The organism is Pseudomonas sp. NDM (assembly GCF_003105095.1).
GTDB classification, from domain to species: Bacteria; Pseudomonadota; Gammaproteobacteria; order Pseudomonadales; family Pseudomonadaceae; genus Aquipseudomonas; species Aquipseudomonas moraviensis_A.
Window position 1 is genome coordinate 1 of sequence record NZ_QETJ01000129.1, and the last position, 14,521, is coordinate 14,521.

General features: G+C 61.2%; 12 protein-coding genes. 11 read left to right on the plus strand and 1 reads right to left on the minus strand.

The features are described 5' to 3' along the window. Nucleotides 1–308: 308 nt before the first annotated feature. From DCO47_RS20615 to trpE, 8 genes are all read left to right on the plus strand, one after another. Nucleotides 309–1,433 (plus strand): ABC transporter ATP-binding protein, encoded by a 1,125-nt coding sequence (locus DCO47_RS20615; protein WP_116658816.1) that lies wholly within the window; start codon nt 309–311, stop codon nt 1,431–1,433. A gap of 60 nt (nt 1,434–1,493) precedes the next feature. Beyond that, nucleotides 1,494–2,537, plus strand: a complete 1,044-nt coding sequence (locus DCO47_RS20620) for an ABC transporter substrate-binding protein (RefSeq protein ID WP_042610425.1) — start codon at nt 1,494–1,496, stop codon at nt 2,535–2,537. A 224-nt stretch (nt 2,538–2,761) separates the two neighbouring features. After that, nucleotides 2,762–4,009: an ABC transporter permease gene (locus DCO47_RS20625; RefSeq protein WP_039757732.1), complete on the plus strand. Its 1,248-nt coding sequence runs from the start codon at nt 2,762–2,764 to the stop codon at nt 4,007–4,009. A gap of 12 nt (nt 4,010–4,021) precedes the next feature. Then, nucleotides 4,022–4,846 carry an ABC transporter permease gene (locus DCO47_RS20630; protein ID WP_042610426.1) on the plus strand — a complete coding sequence of 275 codons (825 nt, stop codon included), beginning with the start codon at nt 4,022–4,024 and terminating at the stop codon, nt 4,844–4,846. 286 nt (nt 4,847–5,132) lie between these two features. Continuing rightward, nucleotides 5,133–6,281 (plus strand): iron-containing alcohol dehydrogenase, encoded by a 1,149-nt coding sequence (locus tag DCO47_RS20635; protein WP_042610427.1) that lies wholly within the window; start codon nt 5,133–5,135, stop codon nt 6,279–6,281. Between the two features lie 114 nt (nt 6,282–6,395). Then, nucleotides 6,396–7,070, plus strand: coding sequence for a ribulose-phosphate 3-epimerase (rpe, locus tag DCO47_RS20640; RefSeq protein WP_064365391.1), 675 nt, complete (start codon nt 6,396–6,398; stop codon nt 7,068–7,070). Further along, nucleotides 7,067–7,885 carry a phosphoglycolate phosphatase gene (locus tag DCO47_RS20645; protein WP_041476686.1) on the plus strand — a complete coding sequence of 273 codons (819 nt, stop codon included), beginning with the start codon at nt 7,067–7,069 and terminating at the stop codon, nt 7,883–7,885. Before rpe ends, DCO47_RS20645 begins: the two co-directional genes overlap by 4 nt. A gap of 70 nt (nt 7,886–7,955) precedes the next feature. After that, the gene (gene trpE / locus DCO47_RS20650; RefSeq protein WP_116658817.1) at nt 7,956–9,437 is read left to right on the plus strand and encodes an anthranilate synthase component I; all 1,482 of its coding nucleotides are present in this window, start codon (nt 7,956–7,958) and stop codon (nt 9,435–9,437) included. 173 nt (nt 9,438–9,610) lie between these two features. Here the strand turns inward: trpE and estP are convergent, their stop codons facing one another. Further along, the gene (gene estP, locus DCO47_RS20655) at nt 9,611–11,518 is read right to left on the minus strand and encodes an esterase EstP (protein ID WP_116658818.1); all 1,908 of its coding nucleotides are present in this window, start codon (nt 11,516–11,518) and stop codon (nt 9,611–9,613) included. Between the two features lie 408 nt (nt 11,519–11,926). Here estP and DCO47_RS20660 point away from each other — a divergent pair, with 408 nt between their 5' ends. Genes DCO47_RS20660 through trpC form a run of 3 tightly spaced genes read left to right on the plus strand, consistent with a single transcriptional unit; the run spans nt 11,927 to nt 14,415 of the window. Continuing rightward, the gene (locus tag DCO47_RS20660) at nt 11,927–12,520 is read left to right on the plus strand and encodes an aminodeoxychorismate/anthranilate synthase component II (protein WP_042610431.1); all 594 of its coding nucleotides are present in this window, start codon (nt 11,927–11,929) and stop codon (nt 12,518–12,520) included. Nucleotides 12,521–12,529: 9 nt separating this feature from the next. Then, a complete protein-coding gene (gene trpD / locus DCO47_RS20665) occupies nt 12,530–13,579 on the plus strand; it encodes an anthranilate phosphoribosyltransferase (protein WP_064365388.1) in 1,050 nt (349 codons plus the stop codon). Then, on the plus strand, nt 13,576–14,415 hold the full coding sequence (trpC, locus tag DCO47_RS20670; protein WP_064365387.1) for an indole-3-glycerol phosphate synthase TrpC: 840 nt from the start codon (nt 13,576–13,578) through the stop codon (nt 14,413–14,415). Before trpD ends, trpC begins: the two co-directional genes overlap by 4 nt. Nucleotides 14,416–14,521: the final 106 nt, after the last annotated feature.

Sequence of the window (14,521 nt, forward strand, 5' to 3'; positions counted from 1 at the left end):
CCTGCTCGCGATAGCGTGCTTCCTGAAAACAATTCAGTGACTGATGCACCGCTATCGCGAGCAGGCTCACTCCTACAATGGATCTGCGTGCAGGCATATCCATTAGCGACAGCCGCTTTTGCCCTTGCTTGCGGCTTGCAGCTCACCGCTCGCCACTGCTTTATCCATTAGCGCCATCCTTGTAGGGCAATCCCTACCCCGAACCTTCCATTGTGCTTAAGCGATTCTCTCCTGCGCCCCGATTTGCGTGGCTGGCGCCAGCCACTAGGCTTGATGAACAAGCAGTCATCAACAGCAAGGGTGTGGGTATGAGCCAGGTCGATACAAGCGCAGGGACCAGTGATGTGCTGGTCAGCTTTCGTGGTGTGCAGAAGAGCTACGACGGCGAGAACCTGATCGTCAAAGACCTCAACCTGGACATTCGCAAAGGCGAATTCCTCACCCTGCTCGGGCCGTCCGGTTCCGGCAAGACCACCAGCCTGATGATGCTCGCCGGTTTCGAAACACCGACCGCCGGGGAAATCCTCCTCGCCGGGCGTTCGATCAACAACGTACCGCCGCACAAGCGTGACATCGGCATGGTGTTCCAGAACTACGCGCTGTTCCCGCACATGACCGTCGCAGAGAACCTTGCGTTTCCGCTGACCGTGCGTGGCCTGAACAAAAGCGATGTCAGCGAGCGGGTAAAGAAAGTCCTCAGCATGGTTCAGCTCGATGCCTTCGCTTCGCGCTATCCGGCGCAGTTGTCTGGTGGTCAGCAGCAGCGCGTGGCATTGGCCCGCGCGCTGGTGTTCGAACCGCAACTGGTGCTGATGGATGAACCCCTCGGCGCCCTCGACAAGCAATTGCGTGAACACATGCAGATGGAGATCAAGCACCTGCACCAGCGCCTCGGCGTGACCGTGGTCTACGTGACCCACGATCAGGGCGAAGCGCTGACCATGTCCGACCGCGTTGCCGTGTTCCATCAAGGCGAGATCCAGCAGATCGCGCCGCCACGCACGCTGTATGAAGAGCCGAAGAACACTTTCGTCGCCAACTTCATCGGCGAGAACAACCGTCTCAACGGACGCCTGCTCAGCCAGAGCGGCGAGCGTTGTGTGGTCGAGTTGGGCCGTGGCGAAAAGGTCGAGGCGCTGGCAGTCAACGTCGGCCAGACCGGCGAGCCGGTGACCCTGTCGATCCGTCCGGAGCGCGTCAGCCTCAATGGTTCGAGCGACCAGTGTGTCAACCGCTTCTCAGGGAGGGTGGCGGAATTCATCTATCTGGGCGACCACGTCCGGGTGCGCCTGGAAGTCTGCGGCAAGAGCGACTTCTTCGTGAAACAGCCGATTGCCGAGCTCGATCCTGCACTCAGCGTCGGTGACGTGGTACCGCTTGGCTGGCAGGTCGAGCACGTACGCGCGCTCGATCCGCTTTCAGAAGTGCATTAAGAGGCGCACCAAGCGCCCCGGCAATACCAACACCAACCCTGCACGTGGAGAGAACAATAAATGTTGAGATCCCTGAAGTTCACCGCCCTGACTCTGGGCCTGATGGGTGCGACCGGCGCGATGGCTGCCGGCCCGGACTTGACCGTGGTGTCGTTTGGCGGGGCGAACAAGGCGGCGCAAGTCAAAGCCTTCTATGCACCGTGGGAAGCGGCGGGCAACGGCAAGATCGTTGCCGGCGAATACAACGGCGAAATGGCCAAGGTCAAAGCCATGGTTGACACCAAGAGCGTGTCCTGGGACCTGGTCGAAGTTGAATCGCCAGAGCTGTCCCGTGGTTGCGACGAAGACATGTTCGAGCAACTCGACCCGGCGCTGTTCGGCAAGAGCGAAGACTACGTCAAAGGCGCGATTCAGCCTTGCGGCGTGGGCTTCTTCGTTTGGTCGACCGTATTGGCTTACAACGCTGACAAGCTGAAAACTGCACCGACCAGTTGGGCGGATTTCTGGGACACGAAGAAATTTCCCGGCAAGCGTGGCCTGCGCAAAGGCGCCAAGTACACCCTCGAATTTGCGCTGATGGCCGATGGTGTGGCGCCGAAAGACGTCTACAAAGAGCTGGCGAGCAAGGGCGGACAGGATCGTGCCTTCAAGAAACTCGATGAGCTCAAGCCAAGCATTCAGTGGTGGGAGGCCGGCGCACAGCCGCCGCAGTACCTCGCATCCGGTGACGTGGTGATGAGCTCGGCCTACAACGGTCGCATCGCGGCGGTGCAGAAAGAATCCAACCTGAAAGTGGTATGGAACGGCGGCATCTACGACTTCGACGCGTGGGCCATTCCTAAAGGTCTGGACGCCAAGCGCGCGGAAGCTGCGAAAAAATTCATCGCTTTCTCGGTGCAGCCGCAGCAGCAGAAGACCTACTCGGAAAACATCGCCTACGGCCCGGCCAACACCCAGGCCGTGCCGCTGCTGGCCAAGGATGTCCTGAAAGACATGCCGACCACCCCGGAAAACATCGCCAACCAGGTGCAGATCGACGTCAGCTTCTGGGCTGACAACGGCGAACAACTGGAACAGCGCTTCAATTCCTGGGCGGCAAAATAACCCAGCTCAAAACTGGATGAGAACTCCTGTGGCGAGGGAGCTTGCTCCCGCTTGAGTGCCCAGCACTCACAAAATTGGCAGTGCCAACCCGATTTTGGGGCCGCTTCGCAGCCCAGCGCGAGCAAGCTCGCTCGCCACAGGGGCCGCCATCCTCAGCGTGGTGGTTCAACACAACAGCGGCGGTTCGCCACCTCTGTAACGATCAAAGATTTGCGGAGTACGTCATGGCCATCGCCGTTCCCCTGAACGAGGGCGCCAGCCCCACCTTGAAGCAGAAGCTCAAGCGCGCCGAGCGGGTCAACCGCTGGAAGGCCCAGGCGCTGATTGCGCCGCTGGTGCTGTTCCTGCTGCTGGTGTTTCTGGTGCCGATCGTGGCGCTGCTCTATAAAAGCGTCGGCAACCCGGAAGTGGTTGGCGGCATGCCGCGCACGGTCACTGCCATCGCCAGTTGGGACGGCCGCGGCCTGCCTGCCGAGCCGGTGTACAAGGCGGCCAGCGAAGACCTCGCCGAAGCACGCAAAAACCAGACGCTGGGTGATCTGTCCAAGCGCTTGAACATGGAGTTGGCCGGCTATCGCAGCCTGCTGACCAAAACCGCCCGGGCGCTGCCGTTCGCCAGCGAACCGGCCTCCTATAAAGAAGCCCTGGAAGCACTCGACGAGCGTTGGGGCGACCCGGCTTACTGGCAAGCGGTGAAACGCAACACCAGTAGCATCACTCCGTATTACCTGCTGGCGGCAGTCGATCACCGCATCGACGACCTCGGCGAACTGGCCCCGGCCACCCCGGATCAGGCGATCTACCTCGACATCTTCGCCCGTACCTTCTGGATGGGCCTGGTCATCACCGTGATCTGCCTGTTGCTCGCGTACCCACTGGCCTACTTGCTGGCGAACCTGCCTTCGCGGCAGAGCAACCTGTTGATGATTCTGGTGCTGCTGCCGTTCTGGACCTCGATTCTGGTGCGGGTCGCGGCGTGGATCGTGCTGCTGCAATCCGGCGGCCTGATCAACAGCGCGCTGCTGGCCATGGGCATCATCGATAAACCGCTGGAACTGGTGTTCAACCGCACCGGCGTGTACATCTCGATGGTGCACATCCTGCTGCCGTTCATGATTCTGCCGATCTACAGCGTGATGAAGGGCATCTCGCCAACCTACATGCGCGCGGCGATTTCTCTCGGCTGTCATCCGTTCGCCAGTTTCTGGCGCGTGTACTTCCCGCAGACCTACGCCGGTGTCGGCGCCGGCTGCCTGTTGGTGTTCATCCTCGCCATCGGCTACTACATCACGCCGGCGCTGCTCGGCAGCCCGAACGACCAAATGGTCAGCTACTTCGTCGCGTTCTACACCAACACCAGCATCAACTGGGGCATGGCCACCGCGCTCGGCGGTCTGCTGTTGCTGGCGACCGTGGTGCTTTATCTGATCTACAGCTGGCTGGTCGGCGCCAGTCGCCTGCGCCTGAGCTAAGGGGAATTTGCGATGCTGAGTCCTTACATGTCGCCCATCGAACGGGTGTGGTTCTACAGCCTGCGGATCCTCTGCGGCCTGATCCTGTTGTTCCTGATCCTGCCGGTGCTGGTGATCGTACCGCTGTCGTTCAACTCGGGAAGTTTCCTGGTCTATCCGCTGCAGGGTTTCTCGCTGCAGTGGTACCACGACTTCTTCGCCTCGGCGGAATGGATGCGTGCGCTGAAGAACAGCATCATCGTCGCCCCGGCCGCGACTGTGCTGGCGATGATCTTCGGCACCCTGGCGGCGATCGGCCTGACCCGGGGCGACTTCCCCGGCAAATCGCTGGTGATGGCGCTGGTGATTTCGCCGATGGTGGTGCCGGTGGTGATCATCGGTGTGGCGAGCTATCTGTTCTTCGCGCCGCTGGGGCTGGGCAACAGCTTCTTTTCGCTGATCGTCGTGCATGCGGTATTGGGTGTGCCGTTTGTGATCATCACCGTGTCGGCGACGTTGCAGGGCTTCAATCACAATCTGGTACGCGCGGCGGCCAGCCTGGGGGCGTCGCCGCTCACCGCGTTCCGCCGGGTGACCTTGCCGCTGATTGCGCCCGGGGTGATTTCCGGGGCGCTGTTTGCCTTTGCGACATCGTTTGACGAAGTGGTGGTGACGCTGTTTCTCGCAGGTCCCGAGCAGGCGACGTTGCCACGGCAGATGTTCAGCGGGATTCGCGAGAACCTCAGCCCGACGATTGCGGCGGCGGCGACGTTGCTGATCGCCTTCTCCGTCATCCTGCTGCTGACCCTGGAATGGTTGCGCGGGCGTAGCGAGAAACTGCGCACCGCTCAGATCTAAAATCAAGATCAAAAGCTTACCCCCTCACCCCAGCCCTCTCCCCCAAGGGGGCGAGGGGGAAGGGAGCAGATCTTCGTGGCTTTCGCGGCCGGAGTTCGACTCGGTAATTCAGGTCGATGTACTTCGAGAGTACAACTCGGTCAGTCCCCTCTCCCTCCGGGAGAGGGTTAGGGTGAGGGGCTCTTGATCTTTTACCGGTCAACCATTCACCACCTGAATAGCAGACAACCCCAAATCCCCAGCTAATCTTGTGCCCAGCTCCCACATCTATAAGAGGCTGCGCACCATGAGTCTGTCCCAGTTCAAAATCGCTCACAAACTGATCACCGGCGCCGCAGCCATCGAGCAACTGGCGGCGGAGCTCACGCGCCTCGATGTCGACAACCCGCTGATCGTCACCGACGCGGCGCTGGTCAAATCCGGCACCGTCGAGCTGGCGCTGGCACAACTCGGCGGGCGCGACTACGAGATTTTCGACCGGGTGCTGCCCGACCCGGAAATCGCCATCGTCGAAGACTGCATGCGCGCCTACCGTGAGGGCGGGCATGACGGTTTGATCGGCCTCGGCGGTGGCAGCGCCATCGACATCGCCAAGAGCGTCGCCGCCTACGCCGGTTATCACGGCGCGCTGGAAGACTTGTTCGGCGTTGATCAGGTGCCGCGCAAGGGCCCGCCGCTGATCGCCATCCCGACCACCGCCGGCACCGGTTCCGAAGTCACCAACGTGGCGATCCTCTCCGACAAGGTCGCGCAGTTGAAGAAAGGCATCGTCAGCGACTATCTGTTGCCGGACGTGGCGCTGGTCAGTCCGCAAATGACCCTGACCTGCCCGCGCAGTGTCACCGCCGCCAGTGGCGTCGATGCGCTGGTGCACGCCATCGAGTCGTATCTGTCAGTGAACGCGTCGCCGATCACCGACTCCCTCGCCATCGGCGCAATCAAGTTGATCGCCGGCGCCTTGCCCAAGGCCTACGCCAATGGCGCCAACCTGCAAGCGCGCGAAGATATGGCCACCGCCAGCCTGATGGCCGGCATGGCGTTCGGCAATGCCGGAGTCGGCGCGGTGCATGCGCTGGCGTATCCGCTGGGCGGGCGTTTCAATATTGCCCACGGCGTCAGCAACGCCTTGTTGCTGCCCTATGTGATGACCTGGAACAAAATGGCCTGTGTCGAACGCATGCAGGATATTGCCGAAGCCATGGGTGTGAAGACCGCTCATCTGAGTGCCAGCGAAGCAGCGGACAAAGCCGTGCAGGCCATGAGCGATTTGTGCGCGGCGGTGGAAATCCCTGCCGGGCTGCGCAGTTTCGGCGTGCCGGAAGAAGCGATCCCGGCCATGGCCGTAGAGGCCGCCGGCATTGAGCGACTGATGCGCAACAACCCGCGCCAACTCAGCGCCGGCGACATCGAGAAGATCTATCGCGCGGCCTACTGAGTTACGGTCGCTTGGGGCTCATGGCACAACCCAATCATCGCGGTCCCGGTGCGCACGTGGAAACTTGAGGTATACAATGCGCGCCATCGTGATTTAGCTCAGCACAGGTGCGTCATGCAGCCCTTCGTAATTGCTCCGTCGATCCTCTCCGCCGACTTCGCCCGCCTCGGCGAGGAAGTGGACAACGTTCTCGCCGCCGGCGCCGACTTCGTCCATTTCGACGTCATGGACAACCACTACGTGCCGAACCTGACGATCGGCCCGATGGTTTGCGCAGCACTGCGCAAGTACGGCGTCACCGCGCCGATCGACGCGCACCTGATGGTCAGCCCGGTGGACCGCATCGTTGGCGACTTCATCGAAGCCGGCGCGACCTACATCACCTTCCACCCGGAAGCCACGCTGCACGTTGATCGCTCGTTGCAACTGATCCGTGAAGGCGGTTGCAAATCCGGCCTGGTGTTCAACCCGGCGACCCCGCTGGACGTGCTCAAGTACGTGATCGACAAGGTCGACATGGTCCTGCTGATGAGCGTCAACCCGGGCTTCGGCGGGCAGAAGTTCATTCCCGGCACCCTCGACAAACTGCGTGAAGCGCGGACGATCATCGACGCTTCGGGGCGCGATATCCGTCTGGAAATCGACGGCGGCGTCAACGTCAACAACATCCGCGAAATCGCCGCCGCCGGCGCTGACACCTTTGTCGCCGGCTCGGCCATTTTCAATGCGCCGAACTATCAGGAAGTCATCGACAAGATGCGTTCCGAACTGGCACTGGCGCGCCCATGAGCGGTTTTGAGCAGCTGTTCCCGGGGCAATTGCCACGGTTGGTGATGTTCGATCTGGATGGCACGCTGATCGATTCGGTTCCCGACCTGGCAGCGGCGGTGGACACCATGCTGCTCTCCCTCGGTCGTCCGCCGGCGGGTATCGAGGCGGTGCGCGAATGGGTCGGCAATGGCGCGCCGGTGCTGGTGCGTCGGGCCTTGGCGGGTGGCATCGATCATTCGGCGGTGGATGACGCCGAAGCCGAGCGCGCATTGGAAATTTTCATGGAGGCGTACGGCGCCAGCCATGAGCTGACCGTGGTCTATCCCGGTGTGCGCGACACGCTCAAGTGGCTGCACAAGCAAGGCGTGGCCATGGCGTTGATCACCAACAAGCCCGAGCGGTTCGTCGCGCCGCTGCTCGATCAGATGAAGATCGGCCGCTACTTCAAGTGGATCATCGGCGGCGATACCCTGCCGCAGAAGAAACCTGACCCGGCGGCGCTGTTTTTCGTGATGAAAATGGCCAACATTCCGGCCTCGCAATCGTTGTTCGTCGGCGACTCGCGCAGCGATGTGCAGGCGGCGAAAGCGGCGGGGGTCAAATGTGTGGCGCTCAGTTACGGCTACAACCATGGCCGGCCGATTGCCGAGGAATCCCCGGCTCTGGTGATCGACGATTTGCGCAAGCTAATTCCCGGTTGCCTGGATCTGGCCGGTGGGATAACGTTGCCCGACGCTGTTCAACCCCCTTCTGGAAACGCCATCGTGGTGGTCACCCGCAAACTCTGGATGAAAGTCATCAAGGCCCTGGCCCGCTGGCGTTGGCGCGCCTGACTGATTCTGGCCGGCCCTGCCGGCGCGTTTGCCTGACTGACTGATTGCACCTCACACCACGAGGCACCTTATGATTCGCGAAGAATTCCTGCGTCTGGCCACTGACGGCTATAACCGCATCCCGCTGGCCTGCGAAACCCTGGCCGACTTCGACACGCCGCTGTCGATCTACCTGAAACTGGCTGACCAGCCCAACTCCTACCTGCTCGAATCGGTGCAGGGCGGCGAGAAGTGGGGCCGTTACTCGATCATCGGTCTGCCGTGCCGCACCGTGCTGCGGGTGCACGACCATCACATCAGCATCACCGTTGATGGCGTCGAGACTGAAAGCCACGATGTTGAAGATCCGCTGGCCTTCGTCGAAGCCTTCAAGGCGCGCTACAACGTGCCGACCATCGCCGGTCTGCCGCGTTTCAACGGTGGCCTGGTCGGTTACTTCGGTTACGACTGCGTGCGCTATGTCGAGAAGCGTCTGGGCAAGTGTCCGAACCCGGATCCGTTGGGCGTGCCGGACATTCTGCTGATGGTGTCCGACGCGGTCGTGGTGTTCGACAACCTGGCCGGCAAGATGCACGCGATTGTCCTTGCCGACCCAGCCCAGGCCGATGCCTTCGAGCAAGGCCAGGCGCGTTTGCAGGAGTTGCTCGAGCAACTGCGTCAGCCGATCACCCCGCGTCGTGGCCTGGATTTCAGCAAACAGCAATCGGCCGATCCGGTGTTCCGTTCGAGCTTCACTCAGGACGATTACGAAAAAGCCGTCGACACCATCAAGGAATACATCCTTGCCGGCGACTGCATGCAGGTCGTGCCGTCGCAGCGTATGTCGATCGACTTCAAGGCTGCGCCGATCGATCTGTACCGCGCCCTGCGCTGCTTCAACCCGACTCCGTATATGTACTTCTTCAACTTCGGCGACTTCCATGTCGTCGGCAGTTCGCCGGAAGTGCTGGTGCGCGTTGAAGACAACCTGATCACCGTGCGCCCGATTGCCGGCACGCGTCCACGCGGTGCGACTGAAGAAGCCGATGTGGCGCTGGAGCAGGATCTGCTCTCGGATGACAAGGAGATCGCCGAGCACTTGATGCTGATTGATCTGGGCCGCAACGACACCGGGCGCGTCTCGGAAATCGGTTCGGTGAAGCTCACCGAGAAAATGGTCATCGAGCGTTATTCCAACGTCATGCACATCGTCTCCAACGTCACCGGCCAGTTGAAGTCGGGCCTGACGGCCATGGACGCACTGCGGGCGATTCTGCCGGCGGGGACTTTGTCCGGGGCGCCGAAGATTCGCGCGATGGAAATCATCGACGAACTCGAGCCGGTCAAGCGCGGGGTGTATGGCGGCGCGGTCGGTTACTTTGCCTGGAACGGCAACATGGACACCGCCATTGCCATCCGTACCGCTGTGATCAAGAACGGCGAGCTGCATGTGCAGGCCGGTGGCGGCATCGTCGCCGACTCGGTGCCGGCGCTGGAATGGGAAGAAACCCTGAACAAACGCCGCGCGATGTTCCGCGCCGTGGCCCTGGCCGAGCAGACCCCGGAAATTTGAGCCAACACCAAACCCTTGTAGGAGTGAGCCTGCTCGCGATAGCGGTGTGTCAGACAGCAAATTTGTTGAATGTTGATTCGCTATCGCGAGCAGGCTCACTCCTACATCTGATCTGTGTACGGCAATAAAAAAGCGGCGCCAGTCAGGGCGCCGCTTTTTTTTGCATCCATCACTCAGAAATCCAGCACAACCCCGACATTCAATCCCTGCTGTTTGAAGTCATCGTCCTTGCGCAACGTATACCCCCCACGCAGCGCCAGGTCCGCCGTCAGCTTGTGACTGACGCCAAGGCTCAAGCGGTTCAGATGGCTCGCCGGTGTATAGCCTTCAAGGGTGAAGTCATTGGCCGGCAGGGTATTGAGGGCGATGTTGACCTTCTGCACGTCATCTTCGTATTCACGCTCATGCGCGTATTCGCCGTACACCTGCGTTTGCGCGGTGAAGTTGTACTTGCCCTGAATGCCCAGGCCCAGACGTTTCGAATCGCGGCTCTGGTCATCGAAGGTCAACGCCGTGGCGCGATTGCTCTTTTCCGAGTAACCGTCGACATCGACACTGGCGTAATCGGCGCTGACAAATGGCGACAGGTGCCATTGGCTGCCGGGTTGGGCAATGTCATAACCGAGGCGCGTGCTGAACGCCCACAGGCTGCCGTCGGTATCGCCTTTCTCCGCACCCTCGCTGGCGCCGAGGTCGAACTTGCGCTTGAGATTGTCGTAGTCGAGTTTGCCGCCGGTCAGCGCGGCGTCGGCCCACCAGCGATTCTGCTGGAACTGGGCGAACGCGGTGGCCATGTAGCTGTTGAGTTTGTAGTCGGAGTCGTTGTGGCCGGCCTCGAGATTCTGCCGGTACAAACCGGCCGCCACGCCCACGCGCCAGGCTTCGTTCAGGCGATAGCTGCCGCCGACGTTGAGGTTGTAACCGCTGCCATCGGCACTGGCGCCGCTGCTCTGGCTGTCGACATCCAGATGCTGTCCGCCCGCCGAGACGATAGCGCGCCATTGGCCGACCGCTTGCCAGTTTTCCCAATCCGCCTGCCATTGGTTACGCAATTCATCCTGATGCGCACGCACGGTGCCGTGGGCCATTTCCGGCAACAGGCTCAGTTCCCACGGCGCTGCCAGTAGAGAGTAGGCGTAATCGGCGATGAGTTTCTGCCCGGATTCGGTCGGGTGCACGCCATCGTTGTAGATCAGCTTGGTCGGATCCGGCGTAGCACTGTTGATCCCGTAGCGGGCGTTTTCCGGGCAGCCACTGCCACTGAAGCAGGTCGCGGTGAGGTTCTGGTCAGTGGCCAGACCGAAGCGCCCCGGGTCGGCGAAGACTTCCGAGAGCAGCACCGGAATGTTCAGCGGAATGACTTCGGCGTTGATGCCTTGCAGGCGCGTCACCAACTGGCTGTTGAACTGGTTGGCGAGGGTGCTGCTGAACGCTTGCAGCGGCGTGCCATTGATGGCAGGTGTCAGGCCCACGTCGGGCAGCAGCCAGACCATCACGTACTTGGCGCCGGCGCTCTGCAGAGTCTGCACGCTGTCGGCCAGCCGATCGGCAGCGGCGTTGGCTTGGGGCAGGCTGAGAATGCGGCCCTGAAGGAAGTCGTTGCCGCCACCGGAAATGTAATACAGCGCATTCGGGTCGGCGCGAAAACCATTCGACGGCAGGTAACCGGCGCGGGTGCGTTCGCCGGTGGCCGATTGGGTGGTGATCGAGTCGAGAATCTGGTCAGTGCGATAGCCGCCGACCGCCCAGTTGTTGCCGTCGGGCTGGCCGTTTGCCGCGCGCACCGCGGAGCTGGACGAGGCAGTCTGGTCGGGGGAAAAGCCCAGGCGACCGCCAAGCAACTGTGTGGAATTCAATGAATAAACTTCGCCGCTGCCATCCCGATATACCGGCCCGGTGCGGTTGGTGTAGCGCTCGGTGGAGCCCGCCGGGCCGCCCGTGTCGGCGAAGGTGCCGGCGTCGTTGAGGCTGTCGCCGAATACGATGAAGCTTGAATAAGGGTTGGGTGCTGCATTGGCCTGGGCGCAGGCCAGTGCGAGCAAGCAGCCGGCCAGCGGTACAAACAACGTTTGTCTGATCATGAGCAAGTCCGTTTATTTATTGTTGTAGGTGAACGAAACGACAGTACCAAAAACGTTCGGCGTTTTGCCATCGGTCGCGAATCCTTCTGCCGTTTCATAACCCGCAGGCCCCGCCATATTGCACGCTCCGCCCAGCTAAGTTACTGTGCCGGAACGTATGAACGAGACCTTCCCCGTGTTGATCACCAGCAAACTTCTGGATCAAGTCATCAAGGCACACGCCCGCTGGCGTTGGCGCGCCTGAATCTTCTCTGCCGGCCCCCGCCGGATCTGTATCGCTTTGCCTTCCTTGTCTGTTTGAAATGCCGCTGTGCTGGCGCTCTCTGCGCGTCCGACATCGCGCAGCGCCCTGCGGGCAAGTCATCTGAAGGCTGTCATCAAGTCAGAATTCAAGAGGTTCGAAACGCCATGTTGCTGATGATCGACAACTACGACTCCTTTACCTACAACGTTGTGCAATACCTCGGCGAGCTGGGTGCCGAAGTCAAAGTGGTGCGCAACGACGAACTGACCATCGCCGAAATCGAAGCGCTGAATCCCGAGCGCATCGTGGTTTCCCCCGGGCCGTGCACGCCCACCGAGGCGGGCGTTTCCATTGACGCGATCAAGCACTTCGCCGGCAAACTGCCGATCCTCGGCGTGTGCCTGGGCCACCAGTCCATCGGCCAGGCCTTCGGCGGTGATGTGGTGCGTGCCCGCCAAGTCATGCACGGTAAGACTAGCCCGGTATTCCACGAGGACAAGGGCGTGTTTGCCGGCCTCAATCATCCGCTCACCGTTACCCGCTATCACTCGCTGATCGTCAAGCACGAGAGCCTGCCCGATTGCCTGGAACTGACCGCGTGGACCCAACACGACGACGGCTCGGTCGACGAAATCATGGGCCTGCGTCACAAGACCCTGAACATCGAGGGCGTACAGTTCCACCCCGAGTCGATCCTCACCGAGCAGGGTCATGAACTGTTTGCCAATTTCCTCAAACAAACCGGCGGCACGCGCTAAGGACTTCCCATGAATATCAAGACAGCCCTGAGCCGTATCGTCGATCACCTCGACCTCAGTACCGATGAAATGCGCGATGTGATGCGCGAAATCATGACCGGCCAGTGCACCGAAGCGCAGATCGGCGCGTTCATGATGGCCATGCGCATGAAGAGCGAGAGCATCGACGAGATCGTCGGCGCCGTGTCGGTGATGCGTGAGCTGGCCGATCAGGTCGAGCTGAAAACCCTCGACGGCGTGGTCGATGTGGTCGGCACCGGCGGTGACGGTGCGAACATCTTCAACGTCTCGACCGCGTCTTCCTTTGTTGTTGCAGCGGCCGGTTGCACCGTGGCCAAGCATGGCAACCGCGCAGTCTCCGGCAAGAGCGGCAGCGCCGATCTGCTGGAGGCTGCCGGCATTTACCTGAACCTCACCCCGGTACAGGTCGCGCGCTGCATCGACAACGTCGGTATCGGTTTCATGTTTGCCCAGACTCACCACAAAGCGATGAAGTACGCCGCCGGCCCGCGCCGCGAACTCGGCCTGCGCACGCTGTTCAACATGCTCGGCCCGCTTACGAATCCGGCCGGTGTGAAACATCAAGTGGTAGGCGTGTTTACTCAGGCGCTGTGCCGGCCATTGGCCGAAGTCTTGCAGCGACTGGGCAGCAAACACGTGCTGGTGGTGCATTCGAAGGACGGTCTGGATGAATTCAGCCTCGCCGCTCCGACCTTTGTCGCCGAACTTAAAAACAACGAAATCACTGAGTATTGGGTCGAACCGGAAGACCTCGGCATGAAGAGCCAGAGTCTGCACGGCCTCTCGGTCGAGGGCCCGGAAGCATCGCTGGCGCTGATCCGCGATGCCCTCGGCAAGCGCAAAACCGAAAACGGCCAGAAAGCGGCCGAGATGATTGTGCTCAATGCCGGTGCGGCGCTGTATGCCGCCGACCTGGCAAGCAGTCTGAAACAAGGTGTGGAGCTGGCGCACGACGCGCTGCACACCGGCCTCGCTCGGGAAAAACTCGAGGAGCTGGGTGCCTTTACCGCGGTATTCAAAGTGGAGAATGAAGGATGAGTGTACCGACGGTTCTGGAAAACATTCTGGCGCGCAAGGTTGAGGAAGTCGCCGAGCGCAGCGCTCGGGTCAGCCTGAGCGAGCTGGAAGGTCTGGCCAAGGCGGCCGATGCACCCCGTGGTTTTGCCCAGGCATTGCTGGCGCAAGCGAAGAAGAAACAGCCGGCAGTGATTGCTGAAATCAAAAAGGCCTCGCCGAGCAAAGGCGTGATCCGCGAAGACTTCGTGCCGGCCGACATCGCCAAGAGCTACGAAAAGGGCGGGGCGACTTGCCTGTCGGTGCTGACCGACATCGATTACTTCCAGGGCGCCGATGCGTATCTGCAACAGGCACGCGCTGCGTGCAAGCTGCCGGTGATCCGCAAGGACTTCATGATCGATCCGTACCAGATCGTTGAAGCCCGCGCGCTTGGCGCCGATTGCGTGCTCCTGATCGTCTCCGCGCTCGACGACGTGAAAATGGCCGAACTGGCCGCCGTGGCCAAGGGCGTCGGTCTCGACGTATTGGTGGAAGTGCACGACGGTGACGAACTGGAACGCGCGCTGAAGACCCTCGACACGCCGCTGGTTGGCGTCAACAACCGCAACCTGCACACCTTTGATGTCAGCCTGGAAACCACTCTCGACCTGCTGCCGCGCATCCCGCGCGATCGCCTGGTGATCACCGAGAGCGGCATCCTCAATCGGGCCGACGTCGAGCTGATGGAAATCAGCGATGTGTATTCGTTCCTGGTCGGCGAAGCGTTCATGCGCGCGGAAAACCCGGGCGTTGAATTGCAGCGCTTGTTCTTCCCGGAGCGGGGCGGTCCAGTCGTCAGCGGTTCGACCCTCGACTGACCGCGTCGCCCTCATTCGCGAGCAGACTCGCTCCCACAGGGAAATGCATTCCAGTGTGGGCGCGAGCCTGCTCGCGAAACGGCCCTGCATTCCGTCAAAGAAATTC

Coding starts and splice junctions, on each gene's coding strand:
- DCO47_RS20635 (WP_042610427.1), top strand. CDS start 5,133: ATGAGTCTGTCCCAGTTCAAAATCGCTCACAAACTGATCACCGGCGCC.
- trpD (WP_064365388.1), top strand. CDS start 12,530: ATGAATATCAAGACAGCCCTGAGCCGTATCGTCGATCACCTCGACCTC.
- rpe (WP_064365391.1), top strand. CDS start 6,396: ATGCAGCCCTTCGTAATTGCTCCGTCGATCCTCTCCGCCGACTTCGCC.
- DCO47_RS20625 (WP_039757732.1), top strand. CDS start 2,762: ATGGCCATCGCCGTTCCCCTGAACGAGGGCGCCAGCCCCACCTTGAAG.
- DCO47_RS20615 (WP_116658816.1), top strand. CDS start 309: ATGAGCCAGGTCGATACAAGCGCAGGGACCAGTGATGTGCTGGTCAGC.
- DCO47_RS20660 (WP_042610431.1), top strand. CDS start 11,927: ATGTTGCTGATGATCGACAACTACGACTCCTTTACCTACAACGTTGTG.
- DCO47_RS20645 (WP_041476686.1), top strand. CDS start 7,067: ATGAGCGGTTTTGAGCAGCTGTTCCCGGGGCAATTGCCACGGTTGGTG.
- trpE (WP_116658817.1), top strand. CDS start 7,956: ATGATTCGCGAAGAATTCCTGCGTCTGGCCACTGACGGCTATAACCGC.
- DCO47_RS20630 (WP_042610426.1), top strand. CDS start 4,022: ATGCTGAGTCCTTACATGTCGCCCATCGAACGGGTGTGGTTCTACAGC.
- trpC (WP_064365387.1), top strand. CDS start 13,576: ATGAGTGTACCGACGGTTCTGGAAAACATTCTGGCGCGCAAGGTTGAG.
- estP (WP_116658818.1), bottom strand. CDS start 11,518: ATGATCAGACAAACGTTGTTTGTACCGCTGGCCGGCTGCTTGCTCGCA.
- DCO47_RS20620 (WP_042610425.1), top strand. CDS start 1,494: ATGTTGAGATCCCTGAAGTTCACCGCCCTGACTCTGGGCCTGATGGGT.